This is a genomic window from Arthrobacter sp. zg-Y1171 (assembly GCF_025244845.1).
Lineage (GTDB): Bacteria > Actinomycetota > Actinomycetes > Actinomycetales > Micrococcaceae > Arthrobacter_B.
The window spans coordinates 2,120,258-2,143,038 of sequence record NZ_CP104264.1 but is presented as its reverse complement, the minus strand read 5'-3'; the positions used below and the strand labels follow the sequence as shown (position 1 = coordinate 2,143,038).

Here is a 22,781-nt window from a genome sequence, read left to right as displayed (position 1 = left end):
GTGGTGGACATGAAAGCCAAAGACATCCTGGGAAGCCGCGGAGAAGAACTGGCGGCGCGGTACCTGACCGACGCCGGGCTTCGCATCATCGACCGGAACTGGCGGTGTCCCGAGGGCGAGATCGACCTGGTCGCCGTGGACGGGGCCACCCTGGTGGTGGTCGAAGTGAAAACGCGCTCCTCGCTGGACTTCGGACACCCCTTCGAAGCGATCGGGCAGGATAAGGTCGCCCGCCTCTACCAGCTGGCAGGGGCCTGGGCCCGGGCCAACAGCCGCTACTTCACCCACCGCCGGATCGACGCAGTCTCGATTCTCGACGACGGCGCTAATCCGCCCGTCGTGGAGCACCTGCGGGGAATCTCCTGATGGGGCTCGGACGGACCTACGGGGTAGGGCTGGTCGGCCTGCAGGGCAGGATCGTTGAGATTGAAGCCGACATCGGCCAGTCCCTTCCGTCCTTTATCCTGCTGGGGCTGCCGGACGCCTCCCTTAACGAGGCGCGCGACCGGGTGAAGTCGGCGGCAAAAAACGCCGGGCTGCCGCTGAGCCGGCGCCGCATCACGGTCAACCTGATGCCTGCGGATGTACCGAAGCACGGCTCCGGCTTCGACCTGGCCATAGCCGTGGCTGCACTCTGCGCCGGCGGTGTCCTGCGCAGCCCGGGCCGCTGCATCTTCCTGGCGGAACTCGGGCTGGATAGCCGGCTTCGGCCGATCCGGGGCATACTTCCGGCTGTTGTGGCCGCGGTTGCGGCCGGCTACACGGACTTTGCCGTGGCGGCGGAGAACGCAGAGGAGGCTGCACTGGTGCCTGCTGCCCGCGTCCGGGGATACTCCTGCCTGGCCGAGGTGGCCGCCGACCTCGGCGCCGACGCCGAGCAGCTTAGTTTTCCACTGCCGGTGGCCCGTACCGGCGAAGATCCCGACCACGAAGAGGGCCAGGCTGAATCCCGGATTCCCGACCTTGCGGACGTGGCGGGGCAGGCAGAGGCCCGCTTCGCCGTCGAAGTGGCTGCAGCAGGAGCACACCATCTGTTGATGACCGGGCCGCCGGGCGCCGGAAAGACCATGCTGGCTGAGCGGTTGCCCGGCATCCTGCCGGACCTTTCCGATGACCAGGCAATGGAAGTCACCGCCATTCACTCCCTCGCCTGGCAGGGACGCCCCTGCCGCCAGCTGCTCCGTCGACCACCGTTCGAAAGTCCGCACCACACCGCGTCCACGGCAGCGGTGATCGGCGGCGGTTCAGGCATCCCGCGCCCCGGCGCTGCCTCCCGCGCCCACCGCGGCGTGTTGTTCCTCGATGAGGCGCCCGAGTATGAGAGACGGGTCCTGGACGGCTTGCGCCAACCGCTTGAGAGCGGCGAGCTAGTCCTGCACCGGGCAGCGGGTACAGCCGTGTATCCGGCACGCTTCCAGCTCGTCCTTGCCGCCAATCCCTGTCCCTGCGGACTCGCAACCGGCAAGGGGATCGAGTGCACCTGCACCTCCACACAGCGGCGCCGGTACTTCAGCCGGCTCTCCGGTCCGCTGCTGGATCGGGTGGACCTGCAGCTCTCCGTGCAGAGGGTCTCCCTGGTCGACTACTTCGCCGCAGAGCCTGCGGAGGCCAGCTCCACGGTGGCGGCACGCGTGCTGGAGGCGCGGCGGCTCCAACGGGAGCGGCTTCAGCCGCTGGGATGCGAAACCAATGCCGAGGTTCCCGGCACCTTGCTGCGGGACAGCCTGCGGCCGCCGAGCAAAGCAACGTCGGCCCTGGACCGGGCCATGGACCGCCAGCTCCTGACGGCCCGGGGCTACGACCGGGTATTGCGGGTGGCCTGGACCGTCGCCGATCTTGCCGGGCACGGAAGCCCGGACGCCGACGACGTCGGGCAGGCCCTCGCTTTCCGCCGGCAGGGAGCGGCGGCATGAGTAATGACGAGGTGCTGGTCGCACGGGCGGCGTTGTCCAGGCTGTTCGAACCTTCAGATACCGTGGGCCTGGCACTCGTGGCGGCCGCCGGTCCGGTCCAGGCGCTGCAGATCGCCACCGGAGCGGCGGGCACGCCTCCGGATCTCGCCGCCGAAACGTCACGCTTTCTATCCCCGGGCAGCGGCCAGGGAAGCGCCCTGGCCGAGGGACTGAAAAGGTGGGCCCCGCGGGTAGCGGACCTTGCGCCGGACCGGGACCTGGACGCGATCCGCCGTCTGGGTGGGGAACTCCTTGTGCCGGAGGATCCCCGTTGGCCCGAGTCATTGCGCCACCTGCAGCAGGAAATGCCGTTGTGTCTCTGGGTACGGGGAGACCTGAAGCGGGGCCTGCCGGAACTGGACCGGACCGTGGCAGTAGTGGGTTCCCGGGACGCGACCGGATACGGGCTGTCCATAGCGGGGGACCTCGCAGCGGGGCTGGCCAACCGCGGGTACACCGTTGTCTCCGGAGGCGCCTACGGAATCGATGCCCAGGCACATCGTGCCGCGCTCGCAGCTGCATCCGCTGATGCCCCGGCCACGCTAGCGGTCATGGCGTGCGGTGCGGACCGGTTCTACCCGGCCGGCAACGAGGACCTGCTTCGCGCCGTCGCGGAGCGCGGACTGCTGCTGTCCGAAGTGCCGCCGGGATCTGCCCCCACCCGCTGGAGATTCCTGCAACGGAACCGGATCATCGCTGCGCTGAGCGCCGTCACCGTGGTGGTGGAGGCCCGCTGGAGATCCGGAGCACTGAACACTGCCCACCATGCCGCCGGGTTAGGGCGGGAAGTCGGTGCGGTGCCGGGCTCCGTGTACTCAGCCAACTCTGCCGGATGCCACCGGCTGCTGCGCGACGGAAGCGCAGTCTGCGTGACCGATGCCCGGGAAGTGGTGGAGCTGGCCGGGCCGCTCCGTGATGTCCCGCCGGGAGAGCCGGGCGATCCGGCCAGCCGGGCAGGGGACAGCCGGGAGGGAGGCCGCCGGGCAGATCACGACGGGCTGCCCGTGGAGGACCTGCTGCTGCTGGATGCGCTGCCGGTGCGCAGCGGAACGACCACCGAGAAACTGGCTACCGTCGCCGGGCTTTCCCTGCAAGGGGTGCGCGCCGGGCTGGCGCGGCTGGAATTGGAAGGACTGGCCGTACGGTCCGAAGGAGACCAGTGGCGCCGCGGCCGGCGTTAGCAGCATCGACATTTCGACTATCCGCACATCCAGAAAGGACGTCATCATGATCACTCACAAGATAGTCACCTCGCCGGTAGGGGTACTCACCCTCGTCGCTATGGACGGACTCCTGTCCATGGTCCGGCTGGGGCCGCCCGCTGCGCCGGCAGGGTCAGGGACACCGTACGGCATTGCGGCCGAAGACGGCTTCGAGGATGTCGAACGTCAACTGACGGAGTACTTCGAGGGCCGGCGCTGCTGCTTCAGCGTGGATACCAATCCCCAGGGGACCGAGTTCCAGCGCAGGGTATGGGAGCAGGTCTCGGGCATCGCCTACGGCAGGACGGCAAGCTACAAGCAGCTGGCGGTCCTGCTGGGCGACGCGGCCAAGGCCCGAAGCGTGGGAGCAGCATTGGCCCATAACCCGTTGAACCTGGTTGTGCCCACCCACCGCGTGGTGGGGTCCCGCGGCGCGCTGACGGGATACTCGGGCGGCGTCGATGCGAAACGGTACCTGCTGGAACTCGAGCAGGCCCCGCAGACAGAACACCTGCGGCGCAACTGCCTGCGTGCCGACAGCGTGCCTGCTTGAACGTCGGCGGCAAAGAGAGAACAGTAAAGAGGTGACATCAAAGGGAGCAGCAGGGCGAACTGCGTGGCCGGCGGAATTCCGTTCCGCACTGGAGGGCTTCTGCCGGTACCTTACGGCGGAGCGTGGCCGCTCCGAGCACACGGTCCGTGCCTATGAGTCGGATGTGTCGAAGCTGCTCGACTATGCCCTCGGCGCCGGAGCAGGCTCGCTCCAGGAACTGGACCTGGGCATCCTGCGCGGCTGGCTGGGCGAACTCAGTGCCGGCGGGCAGGCCCGTTCCACGCTGGCCCGCCGCGCCGCCACGGCACGCAGCTTCACCAACTGGGCCCTGCGCGAGGAACTTATCAGCGAAAACCCGGCCCTGCGGCTGAAAGCACCGAAGAAGGAAAAGACCCTTCCCGGCGTGCTGCGCAGCAGCCAGCTCGATGACCTGTTCGAAACCCTGCAGGCGGCTGCCGCCGAGGGCGAACCAGTGGCTCTGCGGGACCGCGCGATGGTCGAACTGCTCTACGCAACGGGCATCCGGGTGGGGGAGCTGGCCGGACTGGACGTCGACGACCTCGATCCGGACCGCAGGACGCTCACCGTGCTGGGCAAGGGCAACAAGGAACGCACGGTGCCTTACGGCCTGCCGGCTGCGCTCGCGGTGGATGACTGGCTGCGCCGCGGCCGTCCGTCGATGGCGACCGGGGACAGCGGTCCGGCATTGTTCCTGGGCAAGCGGGGCGGACGGGTGGACCAGCGGCAGGTCCGCAGCGTGGTGGCAGGGCTTTTGGAAGCCGTGCCGGACACGTCCGCCTCCGGGCCGCACGCCCTGCGCCACTCCGCGGCCACCCACCTGCTCGACGGCGGTGCCGATCTGCGTGCCGTGCAGGAAATCCTGGGCCATTCGTCGCTGGCCACCACGCAGCTCTACACACACGTGTCAGTGGACAGGCTGCGCCAGAGCTACAGCCAGGCGCATCCGCGAGCCTAAGGGAGGGCCGCCCAGGGACCGCCGCCCGACTCCGGCAGCACCGCCGAGCCTGCGGTGCTGCGGAGGCTCAAAAGGATACATTGGCGCATCGACGTAACTTACGGCACAATGATGGACAGCGGTCACATCCGGCTCGATATCCGTCCATGCAGCAGCAGGTCGTTGGGGAAGACGTACCTACAGCTATGGAGGATGGAATGTCTGTTGTGATGGCGCGCGGCGTACTGTTTGTGCACTCTGCCCCTTCCGCGTTGTGCCCCCATATTGAGTGGGCCATCGGATCCGTCGTGGAAAAGCGAACGGATCTACAGTGGACCCCTCAGCCGGCTGCGCCCGGAATGGTACGGGCCGAAATCGCCTGGACCGGACCGCAGGGCACCGGTTCCCTGCTCGCGTCCGCGCTGCGCGGCTGGGCGCACCTCCGGTACGAGGTGACGGAGGAACAGAGCCCCGGAGCCGACGGCAGCCGCTGGGCACACACGCCTGAGCTGGGCATCTTCCACGCCGCCACCGACGTGCACGGCAACATCATGATTTCCGAGAACCGCATCCGTTACGCCTATGAAAACGGTGCCGGCGATCCGTCGGCGGTCTACCACGAACTCTCACTCGCCCTGGGCGAGGCCTGGGACGAAGAGCTGGAGCCGTTCCGGCACGCGGCCGACGGCGCTCCGGTGCGCTGGCTGCACCAGGTCGGCTAGTCTCCTCAAAAACTCCGTAGCAAACACAACAGGCGTCCGTTCCCCGCGGGGAACGGACGCCTGTTGTCGTAAGCGAACGGGTTAGCGGCTGCGCAGCACGGCGACGGCGTTGTGCCCGCCGAAGCCGAAGGAATTGCTCAGCGCCACGATGTCTCCGCCGCGCAGCTGGCGGCTGGAGGTCACCACGTCGAGCGGAATCTCCGGATCCTGGTTTTCCAGGTTGATCGTGGCCGGCGCCTGGCGCTCGTAGACCGCCAAAGCCGTCAGGACGGCTTCGACTGCACCGGAGGCACCCAGCAGGTGGCCCATCTGCGACTTGGTCGCTGACACGGCAACTCCGTCGAGGGCACTGCCCAGGGCAGCCTTCAGCGCGGTGTATTCCGGCTTGTCGCCCACCGGGGTGGAGGTGGCGTGCGCGTTCACGTGGACTACGTCCTCGGCCTGCGCCCGGGCATCAAAGAGAGCGGACTTCAGGGCCCTGGTGGCGCCGAGGCCCTCGGGGTCCGGGGCGGTGATGTGGTACGCGTCGGCGGTGACGGCCGTGCCTGCAAGTTCGGCGTAAATCCGTGCTCCGCGGGCCAGGGCGTGCTCTTCGCTTTCGAGCACCAGCGCACCGGCGCCCTCACCCATCACGAAGCCGTCGCGGTCCTTGTCATAGGGGCGGGAGGCACGCTGGGGATCATCGTTGCGCTTGGACAGGGCCTGCATGGAGGCGAAGGATGCCAAGGGCATCGGGTGAATGCAGGCTTCCGCGCCGCCGGCGACGACGATGTCGGCTTTGCCGGAGCGGATCATGTCCAGGCCCTGGTGGAGGGCCTCGGTTCCGGAGGCGCAGGCTGAGACGGGTGTGTGGGCGCCGGCGCGGGCACCCAGGTCGAGGCTGACCGCGGCGGACGGGCCGTTGGGCATCAGCATCGGAACGGTCATGGGCAGTACCCGCCGCGGTCCCTTTTCGCGCAGGGTGTCCCAGGCGTCGAGCAGGGTCCAGATGCCGCCGATACCGGTGGCGAAGGAGACGGCAAGCCGGTCGTGGTCAATGTCTGCGAGGCCGGAATCGGCCCAGGCTTCGCGCGCCGCGACGACGGCGAACTGCGTGGAGGGGTCCATCCGCTTGGCTTCGACGCGGGAAAGGACTTCCGAAGCGGGAGTGGTGGCCCGCGCTGCAAAGGTCACGGGCAGCGAGTACTTCTCCACCCATTCGTCTTCCAGGGTACGGGCGCCGGAGACACCCTGCAGTGCGTTCTTCCACATGGTTGGAACGTCCCCGCCGATGGGCGTGGTCGCTCCGAGGCCTGTGATGACTACTTTGCGGGCCATGATTCACTCTCTTGAAGCAGTTGCAGGTGCTGGTTCCGGCAGTACCGGGCGGCCGCCGCCAGGCAGCGGCCGCCGGAAGGTTATGCCTGGGCGTTGGAGATGAAGTCCACGGCGTCGCCGACGGTCTTCAGGTTCTTGACCTCTTCGTCCGGGATGCGCACGCCGAACTTTTCTTCGGCGTTGACGACGATGGTCATCATGGAAATGGAGTCGATGTCCAGGTCATCGGTGAAGGACTTGTCCAGCTCAACGGCCTCGGGGGCCAGACCCGTCTCTTCATTGACGATCTCGGCGAGGCCGGCCAGGATTTCTTCTTTGCTAGCCATGTTGGCTCCTTTTCTTGTAGTGCCGGTACGGGACCGGTCCGGTTTTCCAACCGCCGAAGCGGTGTGGTTCTGTGGGCTGCACCGGCGTGGCCGGCACTGCGGAATTGGGGCTAGGGAAGGACAACTACCTGCGCGCCGAACACAAGGCCGGCACCGAAGCCGATCTGCAGCGACAGCTTGCCGCTCAGTTCGGGGTGCTCCTGCAGCAGGCGGTAGGTGGCCAGCGGAATGGACGCGGCCGAGGTGTTTCCCGCATCGGCGATGTCGCGGGCAATGATGACTGACTCGGGCAGCTTCAACTGCTTCGCCATTTCGTCAATGATGCGCATATTGGCCTGGTGCGGCACGAAGGCGGAGAGATCCTCGGCAGTGATCCCGGCGGCGTCGAGCGCCTGCTGGGCAGCCTTGGCCATCTCCCATACGGCCCAGCGGAAGACCGTCTGGCCGTCCTGGCGCAGGGTGGGCCAGAGCTTGGTGTCCCGGTCGGAGAGGTCCGCGGGGCTCATGCCGCCGTCGGCCTCGGCGGCGAGGGAAAGTTCCCGGACATCCAGCATGGAGTGGGTCATGCCGATGGCACCGGACTTGCTGCCGTCGGATCCCCAGACGGAGGGCGCGATTCCGGGGGTGTCGGAGGGGCCGACGACGACGGCGCCGGCACCGTCGCCGAGCAGGAAGGAGATGGTGCGTTCGGTGTTGTCGATGAAGTCCGAAAGCTTTTCCACGCCGATGACCAGCACGTAGGTGGCGGCGCCGGAGCGGACCAGCGCGTCTGCCTGGGCAATGCCGTAGCAGTACCCGGCGCACGCGGCGGAAACATCGTAGGCCGGTGCCGGCGTCGCGCCCAGCCGCTCGGTGATCTGGGTGGCCGCGGAAGGCGTCGCGTAGGGGTGGGTCACGGTGGAGACGATGACGGCGCCGAGCTGGGATCCCTCGATGCCGGCGTTCTTCAACGCCTCGCGTCCGGCAGCCTCTGCCATGTCCACCACGGACGTGCCCTTGTCCGCACGGTGCCGGGTCACGATGCCGGTGCGCTGGCGGATCCACTCATCGGAGGAATCGATCCACTGGCAGACGTCGTCGTTGCTGACAATGACGTCGGGGCGGAAGGCGCCGATGCCGTGGATTCGGCTGAATTCGTTGACGGGGGACTGCTTCAGGGTGGGCGTGCTCACGCGTTACCTTCTCCGGTTGTTGCTGCCGTTCCGGAATGCTCACGGATGAACTCCCGGGCAGCGGTTAGATCTTCTGGGGATTTCAGGGCGAGTGTCGGTATGCCCTTCATGCCGCGGCGTGCCAGTCCGGTGAGGGTTCCTGCCGGCGGCAGTTCCAGCAGGCCGGTCACGCCCATGCCGAGCATGTTCTCCATGCAGAGGTCCCACCGTACCGGGCGGGATACCTGGGCGATGAGGCTGTCAAGGTTGGCGTCACCGGACACCACTGCGGCGCCGTCGCGGTTGGAGAGCAGGGTGGCCAGCGGCGCCTGCGGGGTGAGGGAGGGACGCAGTGCTTCCAGGACAGTCACGGCGGGGGCCATGTGGGAGGTGTGGAACGCCCCGGCGACCTTCAACGGAATAACCCGTGCCTTGGCCGGCGGTGCTGCGGTGAGTACCTCGAGCTGGTTGTGCGTCCCGGCCGCCACGGTCTGCCCGCCGCCGTTGGCGTTCGCCGCCGTGAGCCCTGCGGCTTCCAGCACGGCGGCCACGTCGTCGGGATCCCCGCCCAGAATGGCGCTCATGCCCGTGGGCTCAACCGCTGCGGCGCGTGCCATGGCGTTGGCCCGTTCCCGGACAAACACCAGGGCGTCGTTTTCCGGCAGCGCACCGGCGATGGCGGAGGCGGTGATCTCGCCGACCGAGTGGCCGGCCAGGACGGTGGAGGATGTCAGTGCCGAGGGCTCCAGCAGCAGCCGGGCGGCCATCAGGCCCGCGGCAACGATCAGGGGCTGGGCGACGGCGGTGTCCTTGATGGTTTCCTCGTCGGAGACCGTGCCGTGGGCAATGAGGTCCAGGCCGGCGACGTCGCTCAGCGCGGAAAGGTGATCCCGTACGCCGGGCAGTTCCAGCCACGGTGAGAGGAATCCTGGCGTTTGGGACCCCTGGCCGGGGCAGACGATTGCAAGCACGTATACAGCTTTCCAAAGATAGGGGACGGGACCGGGTGTTTGCGTAGACCAAGCTCCCCGGACGCCTTTGTAGGAAGTCTACAAGCCAACGACGGCGCCTGGGCAGGGTTCAGAGGCGGACGGCGGGCTTCTCGGGGGCGGCTTTTCCGGCCGGTGCCAGGCGTCCGACCACCAGCGCGGTCTGCAGTACGAACGCTTCGCGGGGCAGCATCGGGTCCCATCCGGTCACATCGCAGACCCTCCGCAGGCGGTAGCGGACCGTATTGGCATGGACGAAGAGTTCACGTGCCGTGGCCTCCAGGGAATGGCCCAGCGAGAGGTACGCGCTAAGGGTCTCTGCCAGCCCGTTGGAGGCACCCAGCAGGGGTGTGTAGATGCTTTCCACCAGGGCCTTGCGTGCGGTGTCATCCCCGGACATCACCCGCTCGGGCCACAGGTCGTCAGCTGCCACCGGGCGTGGTGCAGCCGGCCAGGCGCGGGCGGCGGTGAGTCCGGCGAACGCGGCCTGCGCGGACGGGCCGGCCTCGACAAGGGAGAGTGCGGGCGGGCCGTACACCACCGGTCCCGGACCGAAGAGTTCGGACAGGCGGGTGTAGGAGAAGGCCTTGTCCTCCAGTCCGCCCAGGACCAGGATCAGCCGCTCGCCCTGGATCCCCACGAGGGTGTCCTCGGCCAGCCGGCCCGTGGCCCGGCGGAGTTCATTCACGAATGTGGCATTGGCTTCGGCAGGAGAGCCGCCCACCATGACGGTGACCGGTGCCGCGGAGCTCCAGCCGACGGCGGCAATCCGGGAGCGCAGCGCGTCCGAACTCTCGCCGCGCAGGATGGCGTCGACCACAAGGGCCTCCAGCCGGGTGTCCCAGGCACCCCGGGTTTCGGCCGCACGGGCATAGACATCGGCGGCGGCGAAGGCCACTTCACGCGAATAGCGCAGCACCGCTTCGCGCAGTTTGGACTGGACCTCGCTGCCAGCCAGCTCCGGCACCCGGTCCTCGACCACCTGGACCACCACCCGGATCAGCTGGAGGGCCTTCTGCAGGCTGATCGAGCGGGTGAGCTCGGTAGGGGCGGTGCCGAAGACGTCGCTGAGCACCCAGGCGGGCGAGGCAGGACGCTGGTACCAGTTCACGAAGGACGCGATGCCCTTCTGTGCAACCATTCCCAGTGCCGAGCGCTCGTCCGGGCGCAGCCCCCGGTACCACGGCAGGGAAATGTCCAGCTGCTGCAGGGTGGCAGTCGAAAGCCTGCCGATATTCGCTTTCAGGCGCTCGACGGTGGGCTGGTCTGCTTCCGGCGGCGCTGAGGCAGCGGACGTATTGGGACGCACTGGCATACCTGCGAGCTTACGGCCTGCACGAGTGAACCGCTATTTTGTGTGAAGGCTACAAGTTGGCTAGGCGGGCAGCTTGGGTTTCACATCGTTCCCGGCTGCCGCCCGGTTACTGCCCATGCCGGCCCGGGGGCAGTGACAGCGGTACTACAGCGCCGATCCCAGCCGCCGGAATCGCTCCGTGCGCCGTGCCAGCCGCTCGTCCGGCGGAACGGCGCGAAGCGAGGCCAGCTCGTATTCCACGGCCCGGGCCATCCGCCGGCAGAATTCGGGTGCCTCCTCGGCGGCATCTGGCAGTTCCGCCACCGTGTGGTCCACAATCCCGTGGGCGGCCAGCGGCGTGCCTCCCGGAGCGAAGCCGGTCCCAGAGCAGCCTGTCCTGTTCCGCGTTCCCGGTCCTGCCCCAGCACTATGCAGGATGTCCGGCCGAAGCGGGCCAGGGCCAGTAACAGGCCCGGGTCCTTTTCGCCCTGCCCGCTGCCGTTCAGGGGCAGCACGTCGCTCGCGCCGAAATGCAGCAGCTGGCGGACGCCCGGACGGCGGGGATTGCGCGAAATCCGTATGGATTCCCAGTCAGGTCAACACGGGGCCGCCAAATGAAAAGGAACCGCCGCAGATGCGGCGGTTCCTTTTCATGTTCCCCGAGTTCGAGGACCGGCGGATTACCTAGGCGTCGCCGCCGGCGTTTCCGCTGGTGCCGGCGTTGACGTCCAGCAGGTGGTACTTCTCGATTGCCTCCTTGGGGGCATTGGCGTCGACTTCACCGCGGCGGGCGAGCATCTCCAATGCCCGCACCACCATCGAGTGGCTGTCGATCTTGAAGTACCGGCGAGCAGCTGCACGCGTGTCCGCAAAACCGAAGTCGTCGGCACCGAGGGTGGCGAATTCGTTCGGCAGGAACTGGCGGATCTGGTCCGGTACGGCCTTCATGTAGTCCGTGGAGGCAACAATCGGGCCGGTGGCACCGGCCAGCTGCTGGGTGACGAAGGGTACCCGCGGCTCAGAGCCGGGGTTCAGGAAGGCTTCCTCCTCGGCGGCGAGGCCGTCGCGGCGAAGTTCGTTCCAGGAGGTCACGGACCAGACATCGGCCGAAACACCCCAGTCCTCGGCAAGGAGCTTCTGGGCTTCCAAGGCCCACGGCACGGCAACACCGGAGGCCAGCAGCTGGGTGCGGGGTCCGTCGATCTTTGCCGGTGCGAGCAGGTAGATACCCTTGATGATGCCTTCCACGTCCAGGTCCTCGGGGGCCTTGGGCTGCTGGATCGGCTCGTTGTAGACCATGAGGTTGTAGATGACGTTCGGATCCTTGGAATCCGGGCCGTACATCTCCTCGAGGCCGTGGCGGACAATGTGTCCGATCTCGTAGCCGTAGGCCGGATCGTAGGTCTTCACCGCGGGGTTGGTGGAGGCCAGGATCGGCGAGTGGCCGTCGGCGTGCTGCAGGCCTTCACCGGTGAGGGTGGTGCGGCCGGCGGTAGCCGAGATCAGGAACCCGCGTGCCATCTGGTCGGTAGCCGCCCAGATGTAGTCGGCGGTGCGCTGGAAGCCGAACATCGAGTAGAACACGTAGACCGGGATCAGCGGCTCGCCGTGCGTGGCGTAGGACGTGCCCGCCGCGGTGAACGCCGCAATCGAGCCGGCCTCGTTGATGCCGACGTGCACAATCTGGCCCTGCGGGGATTCCTTGTAGGCCAGGACGAGGTCCCGGTCCACGGACAGGTAGTTCTGCCCCTTGGGGTTGTAGATCTTTGCCGTCGGGAAGAACGAGTCCATGCCGAAGGTACGGGCCTCATCGGGGATGATCGGCACAATGCGCTTGCCGAACTCCTTGTCCCGCATCAGGTCCTTGAGCAGGCGGACGAAGGCCATGGTCGTGGCGGCCAGCTGCTTGCCGGAACCCCGGTTGGCTACTTCGTAGGCTTTCTCGTCCGGAAGGTGGACGGGTTCGTGCTTTACCCGGCGTTCCGGGACGTTGCCGCCCAGTTCGCGCCGGCGTTCCAGCATGTACTTGATCTCGGGGGCATCCGCTCCCGGGTTGTAGTACGGCGGCTGGTACGGGTCGGCTTCGAGCTGCTCGTCGCTGATCGGGATCCGCAGGTGGTCGCGGAAGGCCTTCAGGTCATCGAGCGTGAGCTTCTTCATCTGGTGGGTCGCGTTGCGGCCCTCGAAGTGCGTGCCCAGGCCGTAGCCCTTGACCGTGTGGGCCAGGATGACCGTCGGCGCGCCCTTGAATTCCGTGGCGGCCTTGTACGCGGCGTAAACCTTGCGGTAGTCGTGGCCGCCGCGCTTGAGGTTCCAGATTTCCTCGTCGGTCAGGTTGGCAACGAGTTCCTTGGTCTCCGGGGTCTTGCCGAAGAAGTGGTCGCGCACAAATCCGCCGGACTCGGCCTTGTAGGTCTGGTAGTCGCCGTCGGGGGTGGCATTCATGATGTCCACCAGCGAGCCGTCCTTGTCGCGCTGGAGCAGGTCATCCCACTCGCGGCCCCAGACAACCTTGATGACATTCCAGCCTGCGCCTCGGAAGAAGGCTTCCAGTTCCTGCATGATCTTGCCGTTGCCGCGGACCGGGCCGTCGAGGCGCTGCAGGTTGCAGTTGATCACGAAGGTCAGGTTGTCGAGCTTGTCATTGGCGGCGAGCTGGAGCAGGCCGCGCGATTCGGGCTCGTCCATTTCTCCGTCGCCAAGGAACGCCCAAACATGCTGCTCGGAAGTGTCCTTGATGCCGCGGTTCTGCAGGTAGCGGTTGGACTGTGCCTGGTAGATGGCGTTCATGGGACCAATGCCCATGGAAACCGTCGGGAATTCCCAGAAGTCCGGCATGCTGCGCGGATGCGGGTAGGAGGACAGTGCATGCCCCTCGCGGGACTTCTCCTGGCGGAAGCCGTCCATGTCCTCTTCGGACAGGCGGCCTTCGAGGAAGGCGCGGGCATACATGCCGGGGGAGGCGTGACCCTGGAAGTAAATCTGGTCTCCGCCGCCCGGGTGGTCCTTGCCCCGGAAGAAGTGGTTCATGCCCACTTCGTACAGGGTCGCTGCTCCGGCGTACGTTGAAATATGGCCGCCGACGCCGATGCCCGGGCGCTGGGCCCGGTGCACCATGATGGCGGCGTTCCAACGCAGCCACGCGCGGTATCGCCGTTCGATTTCCTCGTCACCGGGGAATTCGGGTTCCTGATCAACCGGGATGGTGTTGACGTAGTCGGTGGTGGTTACCATCGGCACGCCCACGCTCTGGGAACCGGCGCGCTGGAGCAGTGAACGCATTATGTACTGCGCGCGTTCAGTGCCCTGCGAACGGATCAGCTCGTCGAGCGATTCGATCCATTCTGCGGTTTCCTCGGGATCACGGTCCGGCAGCTGGTTGGTTAACCCGCTCAGGATGTCCGTTGTGTCTTCTGCGGCCACGGCCAACCTCTCTCATGTACAGATTGTGTCTGCGACATTCTTTCTGTGGTATCCGGCCGGTGTCCGCCGGATCTTCGCTTGCGCGTATGCGCGCCTCGGCGCCCCTTTTTATCCACTCTAGTCCCGAGCGGCCGTAGTTGCGTAGCCTGCCCGGCACTCATCGCTGACGGCGTAGACCCCCAAACCCTTGAAGCCTGCGGGTTTTAGGTGTTTCGTTGAGTCGGAGACAGCGCAGATCAGGCAAATGTGTGATTCCCTTGTATTTATGCAGTCAACTAGGAGGAGTGAAGTGAGCGAGGCCGAAGCCGTCACTGAAGAAAACGTGGCGAGCAGATTGGGTTTCAAGGACGGGGACCTGGTTCAGGAGTACGGCTACGACGAGGATGTGGACTTCGACTTCCGTGAGGACCTAGAGGACCTCATCGGCGGCGAGTTGCTCACTGAAGACGACCACGATGTTGTGGACGGCGTCATCCTCTGGTGGCGCGCCGACGACGGCGACCTCGTGGACGCGCTGGTCGATTCCCTGACCACGCTCGACGACGGCGGCGTGGTCTGGGTTCTGACTCCGAAGTCCGGGCGCGAGGGCTACGTTCCTCCGGCCGACATCGAGGAAGCAGCACCCACAGCGGGACTGCACGTCACCACTTCCCCGGGCGTCACCGATGACTGGGCTGCCACACGCCTGGTGAGCCGACGCAAGAAGTGACTGCGCACCTGCTCACGGCAGGTGCTGCGGTACCGGACTTCTGCCTTCCCAACCAGTTCGGCGAAGAGGTCCGGCTGGACGGTCTCCGGGGATCCGGCGTCGTGCTGGTCTTTTTCCCGTTCGCGTTCTCCCAGGTGTGCCGGGGCGAGCTCGCGGAGCTGCAGTCCGAACGTGCCCTTTTCGACGACGCCGGCGTGCGCCTGCTGGCAGCTTCCTGTGACTCGAAGTACACCCTGCGTGCCTGGGCCGAGCAGGAAGGCTTCGGCTTCGACCTGCTTTCCGATTTCTGGCCGCACGGCGAGACGGCGCGGGCTTTTGGGGCTTTTGACGCACGCAGGGGGCTGGCGGAACGCGCCAGCTTTGTGATGGACGGGGAAGGCGCCCTCCGCGCATGCATCCGTTCCGACCCGGGCGCAGCGCGTCCGCTCGAGCAGTACCGTACTGCTTTGGAGGCACTGTGAGCGAACAGCAGCCGAACGACTCCCGCCCGGGCCTCGGCCTCACGGGTTTCGCCAGCGGCCATGCCCTCGAATCCGTTCCGCCGCCCACCGAGGCTGAGCTGCGGCTCCTCGAGCGCGCCGTCGGCTATCTGGGCGGGCAGCGGCTGGCGCTGCTGACCGGTGCCGGGCTGAGCACGGATTCCGGCATCCCGGACTACCGCGGGCCCGACGCGCCCCCGCGGAATCCGCTGACCTACCAGCAGTTTGTCGGTGATCCTGACCTCCGCCGCCGGTATTGGGCCCGCAACCACATTGGCTGGCACCATCTGCGCCATGCGGTGCCCAACCCCGGCCATGGGGCCGCGGTGGTCCTGGAACGGCGGGGACTGCTCTCGGGCCTGATCACCCAGAACGTGGACCGGCTCCACACGGACGCCGGCAGCATCAACGTCATCGACCTGCACGGGCGTTACGACCGTGTGGTCTGCCTGAACTGCCGTTCGGGCTTTTCCCGTTCCGAAGTTGCCGGTCTGCTGCAGGAGCTGAACCCCGGTTATCTGGAGCAGGTGCGGCTCGACGGCGGGATCGCCCCGGATGCCGACGCGGATATCGCCGATACCGAGAACTTCGTCGTTGCGGACTGTCCCGTCTGCGGCGGAATGCTGAAGCCGGACTTCGTGTACTTCGGCGAGAACGTTCCCAAGGACCGAGTGGCCCGGGCCTTCTCTGTGGTGGACGACGCCGGTGCCCTGCTGGTGGCGGGTTCCTCACTGACCGTGATGAGCGGGCTGCGCTTTGTCCGGTACGCGGCCAAGGCCGGCAAGCCGGTGGTCATCATCAACCGTGGGTCCACGCGGGGGGATCCGCTGGCCACCCTGAAGATCGATATGGGAGTCAGCACGGCCTTGACCTGGCTGGCCGAAAACCTCCCGGACCTGCCGGCCGGAGCGCAGAACGGCACCGATTAGGCATCCGGCGCGGTCTTACGGTAATGTAGTTCCTCGTGATGCAGGGCCTGCGGAGAAGTTTCTGACGGCCGGGCAACATGTCTTGGGTCTTTAGCTCAGCTGGTAGAGCGCCACGTTTACACCGTGGATGTCATCGGTTCGATCCCGGTAGGACCCACCAGAGAAGCCGCCGTTACTTTCCGCAGATGTGGAAGGCAACGGCGGCTTTTGGTTTAACCGCACAGACGTACGAAACGAGTGGGGTTGATGGCAAAGGAATTCCAGGCGCGGAAGCGCGTTGGCGCAGCGCTTGCCGTAATGATCCTGCTGGGCGGCTGCTCGGCGCCGGGCGACGCTCCGCTGGTACCACCAACCGCAGAGCAAGGCACTGCCAGCACCGCGGACACAGGGGCACCGGAAGCGATTGCAGCCGCCCTGGACATGATGGCCGGGGACAGGCGGGAAGATTTCTCCGTGGCCCTCCAGGACAACCGCACCGGGAAGTCCTGGATCGAAAACCCGGACGGACGGTACCTCGAGGCAAGCCTGGTGAAGGTTCCCATCCTCCTGACCCTGGTCCGCCAGGCCACCGAAGAGCAGCGCAGCTTCACGGCGGAGGAAGAATACCTGGCAACCCTGATGATCGAATACAGCGACAATGAAGCCACCACCGAGCTGTACGGCCGGCTTGGGGGCCGGGAGGAACTGAACCGCACCTATGAGCTCATCGGGGTGGAGGATACGGAAGCCGGTGAAGTCTGGGGAGCCGGCGAAACCACTGCAGGGGACCAGTTGCGCATTGCCCGGACGGTGGCCTGCGGTGCCGACTGGCTGGACCCGGACCTGTTGGCGTTCGCCGTCGGACTCATGGAAAACGTCTGCCCGGAGCAGAACTGGGGGATCAATGCGGGGGTGCAGGCGCCCGATGCCGAGGTGGCGTTGAAGAACGGCTGGCTGCAGGACGACGACGCCGTGTGGAACGTGGGCAGCGCCGGGTTCGTCCGGGCCGGGGGGAGCGACTACAGCATTGTTGTGCTCAGTTCCCGGAACTCCACGCTCGAGGAAGGGATCGGGATTGTCGAAGGCGTTGCCTCGGTGATCAACGGCTACGAAGCCGGGGCCTGATCCCGCGGCCGGGGGCCCCTGTGGCGGCGGGACGCCGAAGAAGCATAGGCTGGAGCGTGAACACGGCGCAATGATCATGTGCCGTCCCCGTGCCCGCCGGGCACCCGAACCATCCTTGGAGAGAACTTGAGTGCACAAATTGGTGTAACCGGCCTTGCCGTCATGGGTGCAAACCTCGCCCGCAATCTCGCCCGCAACGGTTACACGGTGGCCCTGCACAACCGTTCCATCGAGAAAACGGATGCCCTGCTTTCCGCCCACGGCGATGAGGGGGAGTTCATCCGCACCGAGACGCTGCAGGAACTGGTTGACTCACTGGAGAAACCGCGCCGCGTTCTGATCATGGTCAAGGCCGGAGCGCCGGTGGATTCGGTGATCGGCCAGCTGGTTCCGCTGCTGGAGCCGGGCGACATCGTGATCGACGGCGGCAACTCGCATTTCGAGGACACCCGCCGCCGCGAGGCCGCCCTGGCTGAGAAGGACCTGCACTTTGTCGGCGTCGGCGTCTCCGGCGGTGAAGAGGGAGCCCTCCTGGGCCCCTCCATCATGCCCGGCGGTTCCCGCGAGTCCTACGATTCCCTGGGCCCGATGCTGGAGAAGATCGCCGCGAAGTACGACGGCGAGCCCTGCTGCACCTGGATCGGCACCGACGGGGCCGGCCACTTTGTGAAGATGGTGCACAACGGCATCGAATATGCGGACATGCAGGTGATCGGCGAGGCCTACGACCTGCTGCGCTCCGCTGCCGGCATTGAACCGGCCGAGCAGGCCAGGATCTTCAACGAGTGGAACACCGGTCAGCTCAGCTCCTTCCTGATCGAAATCACCGCGGAGGTCCTGGGCCACGTGGACGCCCGGACCGGGAAGCCGTTCGTGGACGTAGTGGTGGACTCCGCCGGGCAGAAAGGCACCGGACGCTGGACGGTCGTCTCCGGCCTGGACCTGGGTTCCCCGGTTTCCGCCATCGCCGAGTCGGTCTTCGCCCGCGCACTGTCCTCCCAGCGCGGACAGCGCGAAGTTGCACAGCACACTCTCCAGGGCGAGGAAGCCGCCGTCGAGCTTCCGGATACGTTCGTCGACGACGTGCGGCAGGCCCTCTACGCCTCCAAGCTGGTCAGCTACGCGCAGGGCATCGACATGCTCAACGCTGCAGCCAGGGAATACGGCTGGGAACTGAAGCTGGACGAGATCGCCTCGCTCTGGCGTGCCGGCTGCATCATCCGCGCGGAACTGCTGGATGACATCATGAAGGCCTACGCCGGCAGCGAAGCTCCCGCGAACCTGCTGTTCGCCCCGGCGTTCGCGGAGTCGATCGCCGCCGCCGTTCCGGCCTGGCGCCGCGTGGTCTCCGTCGCCGTGCAGCTGGGCATTCCCGTGCCGGTGTTCTCCTCCTCGCTGGCCTACTACGACGGCCTGCGCCGCAAGCGGCTTCCGGCGGCACTGACGCAGGGCCTGCGGGACCTGTTCGGTGCACACACCTACCACCGGGTCGACGCCGAAGGAACCTTCCACACCATGTGGGGCGAAGACCGCGCCGAGGTCGAGGCAGTGGACACCCACTAAGGAACCCAAAGGGTACTAAAAAGGTCCGCAGCGGAAGCTGCGGACCTTTTTAGTGTGCTGTTCCGGCTAGATGTAAATGGCCGGATCGATGTACTCGGCCGGGTCCACCGCGGGCTGGGTCATCTTGGTGTCCCGATGCCGCCACTTGGCCGGGATGCCGGTGATGATCGAATCCGCCGGGGCATCCTTGACCACCACGGCGTTGGCTCCCACCGCGCTGTTCGCACCAATGGTCACCGGCCCCAGGATCTTCGCTCCCGCACCTACGGTGACCCCGTCGCAGATGGTCGGGTGGCGCTTGACCTTGGCCAGCGAACGGCCGCCCAGGGTCACCCCGTGGTAAAGCATGACGTCATTGCCGATCTCCGCTGTCTCGCCGATGACCACCCCCATGCCGTGGTCGATAAAGAACCGGCGGCCGATGGTCGCTCCGGGGTGGATCTCGATGCCGGTGGCAAAACGGGTCACCTGCGAGAGCACGCGCGCCGGGAACCGCAGCGGGGGCCGGGCCCACATGCGGTGCGTCAGCCGGTGCATCCAGATGGCATGCAGGCCGGAGTAGACAACGAGGTTTTCGAGCGAGCCTCTGGCCGCCGGATCGTGTGATGCGGCGGCGTCGAGGTCTTCGCGCAGTCGGGCTAACAGACTCACAGAGAACTTTCTGCTCGGATGATCCGCCCCGCAGGGACGGAACGCGGACTAACCGCGGATGTCGTCGTACAGGACCGTAGAGATGTAACGTTCTCCGAAGTCGCAGACGGTGGCAACAATCAGCTTACCGGCGTTCTCTTCGCGCTTGGCGAGTTCCAGTGCAGCCCAGACGATGGCACCGGAGGAGATACCGCCGAGGATGCCCTCCTGGGTGCCCAGTGCGCGGGCCGTGGCTACGGAATCCTCGATGGAGGCGTCAAAGACCTCGTCATAGACGGTGGTGTCCAGGATCTCGGGGACGAAGTTGGCACCGATGCCCTGGATCTTGTGGGGGCCGGGGGATCCGCCGTTGAGGATGGCGGAGTCCTTGGGCTCTACCGCCACAATCTTCACGTCCGGCTTGCGTTCCTTCAGGACCTGCCCGACGCCGGTGATGGTGCCGCCGGTGCCGATGCCGGCCACGAAGATGTCCACCTTTCCATCGGTGTCGGCCCAGATTTCCTCGGCGGTGGTGGCGCGGTGTACGGCCGGGTTCGCTTCATTGGCGAACTGCTGCGCCCAGATGGCGTTTTCGGTGGTGGCCACGATTTCCTTGGCCTTGTCCACTGCTCCGCGCATGCCCTCGGCGCCGGGGGTGAGGACAATCTCCGCACCGTAGGCACGGAGCATCACCCGGCGCTCCGTGGACATGGTTTCGGGCATGGTGAGGATCACCTTGTAGCCGCGGGCAGCGCCCACCATGGCCAGGGCGATACCGGTATTGCCGGAGGTGCCCTCCACGATGGTGCCGCCGGGCTGAAGCGCGCCCGCCTTCTCGGCGGCGTCGACGATGGCCACGCCGATCCGGTCCTTGACGCTGTTGGCCGGGTTGTAGAACTCCAGCTTCACCGCCACCTGGGCGGGAAGCCCCTCGGCGAGCCGGTTCAGGCGGACCAGCGGGGTACCGCCTACGAGCTGGGTTACATCGTCATAAATACGAGCCATGGTTTCCTCTATTCCTTCAACGTTCCTTCAAAAAGCCGGACTCAACAAAGCCGGACTCAGTTATGCCCGTTCCAGCCTATCGGCGCGGCCGGACAGCCTTAGTCCTGAAGCCATTCGGAGTAATACTTGCGGGCCTTGGCCAGCTTCGGATTAATGATCACCTGACAGTAACCCTGGCCGGGGTGCTTGGCGTAGAAGTCCTGGTGGAAATCCTCCGCCGGGTAAAACCGGGGAAGGGGCACGATCTCGGTGACGATCGGGTCCTTCCAGTTCTCCCGGGCACGCTCAAGCGCAGCTTCGAATTCCTTGCGCTGATCCTCGTCCCGGTAGAACATCGAGGACCGGTACTGGGTGCCGACGTCGTAGCCCTGTCGGTTCAGGGTGGTGGGGTCATGCTGCGAAAAGAACATGTCCAGGATGACTTCCGGAGGGATCATGTCCTCGTCAAAGGTCACGGCCACTACTTCTGCGTGTCCGGTGATCCCGGCGCTCACGCTGTCATAGTCCGGGTTGTCCACCGCACCCCCTGTGTAGCCGGAAACTACGTCGGTTACGCCGCGGACCTTGCGGTAAAGAGCATCGAGGCACCAAAAGCAGCCTCCGCCTAATACATACGTCTTCATGCCCTTAACAAGGCATCAGGTCCCGCTTTGATTCCCGATGTCCGGTAACCGGGTGCGGCGGTGTTCGTTCCGTCACGGCAGGCGCGGCGGAATTGAGCACGGCAACGGCAGCGGGTAGAACTAAAGTCATGGAAGCGGATCACCCCCACGAGCGCGCCGGCGCGGACACTGAACCTGACCAGGCCACCGGCGGCAGCGACACACCCACCCTTGGCGACGTACTCCTGGCAGCCGAAGAGCTCTGGCCCGAATCACTGGCCGAGGACTGGGACGCGCCCGGCCTGGTTGCAGGCCGCGGCGACCGGGAGGTCCGGCGGATCCTGTTCGCGGTTGATCCCACCCGTGAGGTCATCGACGAGGCCCTTGAATGGGGAGCGGATCTGCTCGTCACCCATCACCCCCTGCTGCTGAAACCGGTGAACTCCGTAGCTGCCAATTCGTTCAAGGGCGACGCCGTGCACCGGCTGATCGAGGGCGGCTGCGCACTGTTGACGGTGCATACCAACGGCGACAGCGCCGTCGGCGGCGTGTCCGACGTGCTCGCAGATGCCTTCGGGCTCCGGAACGTCAGCCCGCTGGTTCCCGCCGCGGAAGGCCTGCCCGAAGAGGGAATCGGCCGGGTCGGGGATCTTCCCGAGATGCTGTCGCTTGCGGACTTCGCCGAGCGCGTCTTCAGCCTCCTGCCCGCCGTCGCCGGCGGCGTCCGCGTGGCGGGCGACCCGCAGGGCATGGTCCGCCGGGTAGCCGTCTGCGGCGGAGCCGGCGACAGCCTGTTCGACGCCGTCCGTGCCCAGCGTGCCGACGTCTACGTCACCGCGGACCTGCGCCACCATCCGGCGTCGGAACTGCGGGAGCGTGCCTCTGCCGGAAACGGCCGTCCGTACCTCATGGACGTCTCCCACTTCGGCAGCGAATGGCTGTGGCTGACGCCGGCCGCGAACGCCCTCGAAAACGTCCTGACGGACCAGGGCTTCGCCGCTGACGTGCGCGTCAGCGGCGTGAACACGGATCCGTGGGACTTCGTGCTGACGCCGTAGGCTGAAGTGATCCCCGGCGGTGGCATAGGCTTAGGAGAGCCGGGCCAGGCAGGTCCGGATATACACGGAGGTAACCGGTGGCAAAAGCATCGCCCGCGGAGCAGCTGAGGCTGCTGGATCTGCAGGCCCTGGACAGCAGGATCAAGTCCCTGCGCAATCAGGCCCGCAACGTTAGCAACAATCCCGAGATCGCGTCCCTGGCCGGTGCCGTCGCCGCAGCTGAAAGCGCACGCGTGGCAGCCGGCACGGAAGTGGCCGACATCGAACGTGAGCTCACCCGCGCCGAAGCGGACGTAGCATCCGTTGTCGCACGGATGGCCCGTGACCAGCAGCACCTGGACAGCGGCAAGGGCGGCTCCAAGGAGCTCACGGCGCTGCAGGCGGAAATCGTATCCCTCGAACGCCGCCGGTCCGACCTTGAAGACGTCGAACTCGACGTGATGGAACGGCTCGAGGCTGCCCGCACCCGCGAAGCCGAAGCCGGTGAAGCACTGACATCCCTGCACGGGAAGCGCCGGGAACTGGAGGAGAAGCGCGACGCCGAACTCGCCGTCATTGCTGCGGACAGCTCCGACGCCGAAGCCCGCCGTGCAGAGCTGGCCGACAGCTTCGATACTGCGCTGCTTGCCATCTACGAAAAGACCTTGTCAAAGCACGGCATCGGCGCCGCGCGGCTCTTCCACGGCACCTCCGAGGGCTCGGGCATGCAGCTGAGCCCCGGTGACCTTGCTGACATCCGCAAGGCTGCCGAAGACGAGATTGTGTTCTGCCCGGATTCGGGCTGCATCCTGGTCCGCTCTGCCGAGTGGGGCAGCTAA

General features: G+C 66.4%; 23 protein-coding genes, 1 tRNA gene and 1 pseudogene. 14 read left to right on the top strand and 11 right to left on the bottom strand.

Features of this window, described 5'->3' with window-relative positions; genetic code table 11:
• The 6 genes from N2L00_RS10070 (at position 1) to N2L00_RS10045 (ending at position 5,384) form a co-directional block, all read left to right on the top strand.
• Positions 1-366 carry a YraN family protein gene (locus N2L00_RS10070; RefSeq protein ID WP_255766513.1) on the top strand — a complete coding sequence of 122 codons (366 nt, stop codon included), beginning with the start codon at positions 1-3 and terminating at the stop codon, positions 364-366.
• Positions 366-1,913 carry a YifB family Mg chelatase-like AAA ATPase gene (locus tag N2L00_RS10065; protein WP_255862868.1) on the top strand — a complete coding sequence of 516 codons (1,548 nt, stop codon included), beginning with the start codon at positions 366-368 and terminating at the stop codon, positions 1,911-1,913. The genes N2L00_RS10070 and N2L00_RS10065 overlap by 1 nt, the downstream gene beginning before the upstream one ends.
• Positions 1,910-3,133, top strand: a complete 1,224-nt coding sequence (gene dprA / locus N2L00_RS10060) for a DNA-processing protein DprA (RefSeq protein ID WP_255862869.1) — start codon at positions 1,910-1,912, stop codon at positions 3,131-3,133. The genes N2L00_RS10065 and dprA overlap by 4 nt, the downstream gene beginning before the upstream one ends.
• A 46-nt stretch (positions 3,134-3,179) precedes the next feature.
• Positions 3,180-3,707, top strand: a complete 528-nt coding sequence (locus N2L00_RS10055; RefSeq protein ID WP_255766509.1) for a methylated-DNA--[protein]-cysteine S-methyltransferase — start codon at positions 3,180-3,182, stop codon at positions 3,705-3,707.
• Between the two features lie 31 nt (positions 3,708-3,738).
• Positions 3,739-4,683 (top strand): tyrosine recombinase XerC, encoded by a 945-nt coding sequence (locus tag N2L00_RS10050; protein WP_255766508.1) that lies wholly within the window; start codon positions 3,739-3,741, stop codon positions 4,681-4,683.
• 197 nt (positions 4,684-4,880) lie between these two features.
• Positions 4,881-5,384 (top strand): DUF3145 domain-containing protein, encoded by a 504-nt coding sequence (locus tag N2L00_RS10045; RefSeq protein WP_227923692.1) that lies wholly within the window; start codon positions 4,881-4,883, stop codon positions 5,382-5,384.
• Positions 5,385-5,465: 81 nt separating this feature from the next.
• On the opposite strand, the gene fabF is transcribed toward N2L00_RS10045, so the two are convergent.
• The 8 genes and pseudogenes from fabF to aceE form a co-directional block, all read right to left on the bottom strand.
• On the bottom strand, positions 5,466-6,701 hold the full coding sequence (fabF, locus tag N2L00_RS10040) for a beta-ketoacyl-ACP synthase II (protein ID WP_255766506.1): 1,236 nt from the start codon (positions 6,699-6,701) through the stop codon (positions 5,466-5,468).
• An 80-nt stretch (positions 6,702-6,781) separates the two neighbouring features.
• Positions 6,782-7,027 carry an acyl carrier protein gene (locus N2L00_RS10035; RefSeq protein WP_255766505.1) on the bottom strand — a complete coding sequence of 82 codons (246 nt, stop codon included), beginning with the start codon at positions 7,025-7,027 and terminating at the stop codon, positions 6,782-6,784.
• 110 nt (positions 7,028-7,137) lie between these two features.
• Positions 7,138-8,199, bottom strand: coding sequence for a beta-ketoacyl-ACP synthase III (locus tag N2L00_RS10030; protein WP_255766504.1), 1,062 nt, complete (start codon positions 8,197-8,199; stop codon positions 7,138-7,140).
• Complete coding sequence (locus N2L00_RS10025) at positions 8,196-9,149, bottom strand: ACP S-malonyltransferase (RefSeq protein WP_255766503.1); 954 nt, start codon at positions 9,147-9,149, stop codon at positions 8,196-8,198. Before N2L00_RS10025 ends, N2L00_RS10030 begins: the two co-directional genes overlap by 4 nt.
• Before the next feature lie 109 nt (positions 9,150-9,258).
• Complete coding sequence (locus N2L00_RS10020) at positions 9,259-10,482, bottom strand: CdaR family transcriptional regulator (RefSeq protein WP_227923715.1); 1,224 nt, start codon at positions 10,480-10,482, stop codon at positions 9,259-9,261.
• 144 nt (positions 10,483-10,626) lie between these two features.
• Entirely contained in the window at positions 10,627-10,785 is a 159-nt protein-coding gene (locus tag N2L00_RS16160; protein WP_308219727.1) for a hypothetical protein, read from the bottom strand.
• A gap of 29 nt (positions 10,786-10,814) precedes the next feature.
• Positions 10,815-11,051 (bottom strand): annotated as a pseudogene (locus N2L00_RS16215) (acetyl-CoA carboxyl transferase); the annotation flags it as partial.
• Positions 11,052-11,145: 94 nt separating this feature from the next.
• Positions 11,146-13,890 (bottom strand): pyruvate dehydrogenase (acetyl-transferring), homodimeric type, encoded by a 2,745-nt coding sequence (gene aceE, locus N2L00_RS10010; protein ID WP_257794942.1) that lies wholly within the window; start codon positions 13,888-13,890, stop codon positions 11,146-11,148.
• 283 nt (positions 13,891-14,173) lie between these two features.
• Here aceE and N2L00_RS10005 point away from each other — a divergent pair, with 283 nt between their 5' ends.
• The 6 genes from N2L00_RS10005 to gndA all read left to right on the top strand — a co-directional run bounded on the left by N2L00_RS10005 (position 14,174) and on the right by gndA (position 18,668).
• Entirely contained in the window at positions 14,174-14,593 is a 420-nt protein-coding gene (locus tag N2L00_RS10005) for a DUF3052 domain-containing protein (protein WP_255766501.1), read from the top strand.
• Complete coding sequence (locus N2L00_RS10000) at positions 14,590-15,054, top strand: peroxiredoxin (protein ID WP_255766500.1); 465 nt, start codon at positions 14,590-14,592, stop codon at positions 15,052-15,054. Before N2L00_RS10005 ends, N2L00_RS10000 begins: the two co-directional genes overlap by 4 nt.
• Positions 15,051-16,001: a Sir2 family NAD-dependent protein deacetylase gene (locus N2L00_RS09995; RefSeq protein ID WP_255862871.1), complete on the top strand. Its 951-nt coding sequence runs from the start codon at positions 15,051-15,053 to the stop codon at positions 15,999-16,001. The genes N2L00_RS10000 and N2L00_RS09995 overlap by 4 nt, the downstream gene beginning before the upstream one ends.
• A gap of 84 nt (positions 16,002-16,085) precedes the next feature.
• Positions 16,086-16,161 (top strand) — tRNA-Val (locus N2L00_RS09990).
• An 86-nt stretch (positions 16,162-16,247) separates the two neighbouring features.
• A complete protein-coding gene (locus N2L00_RS09985; protein WP_255862872.1) occupies positions 16,248-17,105 on the top strand; it encodes a class A beta-lactamase-related serine hydrolase in 858 nt (285 codons plus the stop codon).
• Between the two features lie 126 nt (positions 17,106-17,231).
• Positions 17,232-18,668, top strand: coding sequence for an NADP-dependent phosphogluconate dehydrogenase (gene gndA, locus N2L00_RS09980; RefSeq protein WP_255766497.1), 1,437 nt, complete (start codon positions 17,232-17,234; stop codon positions 18,666-18,668).
• A 66-nt stretch (positions 18,669-18,734) separates the two neighbouring features.
• Here gndA and epsC read toward each other — a convergent pair whose 3' ends face one another.
• The 3 genes from epsC to msrA form a co-directional block, all read right to left on the bottom strand.
• The gene (gene epsC / locus N2L00_RS09975; RefSeq protein ID WP_227923736.1) at positions 18,735-19,319 is read right to left on the bottom strand and encodes a serine O-acetyltransferase EpsC; all 585 of its coding nucleotides are present in this window, start codon (positions 19,317-19,319) and stop codon (positions 18,735-18,737) included.
• A gap of 48 nt (positions 19,320-19,367) precedes the next feature.
• Positions 19,368-20,303 (bottom strand): cysteine synthase A, encoded by a 936-nt coding sequence (gene cysK, locus N2L00_RS09970; protein ID WP_227923738.1) that lies wholly within the window; start codon positions 20,301-20,303, stop codon positions 19,368-19,370.
• 98 nt (positions 20,304-20,401) lie between these two features.
• Positions 20,402-20,926 (bottom strand): peptide-methionine (S)-S-oxide reductase MsrA, encoded by a 525-nt coding sequence (gene msrA, locus N2L00_RS09965; protein ID WP_255862873.1) that lies wholly within the window; start codon positions 20,924-20,926, stop codon positions 20,402-20,404.
• A 128-nt stretch (positions 20,927-21,054) separates the two neighbouring features.
• Here msrA and N2L00_RS09960 point away from each other — a divergent pair, with 128 nt between their 5' ends.
• Together N2L00_RS09960 and N2L00_RS09955 are read left to right on the top strand one after the other, a co-directional pair.
• Positions 21,055-21,963: a Nif3-like dinuclear metal center hexameric protein gene (locus tag N2L00_RS09960; RefSeq protein WP_255862874.1), complete on the top strand. Its 909-nt coding sequence runs from the start codon at positions 21,055-21,057 to the stop codon at positions 21,961-21,963.
• A 77-nt stretch (positions 21,964-22,040) separates the two neighbouring features.
• Positions 22,041-22,781 carry a zinc ribbon domain-containing protein gene (locus tag N2L00_RS09955; protein ID WP_255862875.1) on the top strand — a complete coding sequence of 247 codons (741 nt, stop codon included), beginning with the start codon at positions 22,041-22,043 and terminating at the stop codon, positions 22,779-22,781.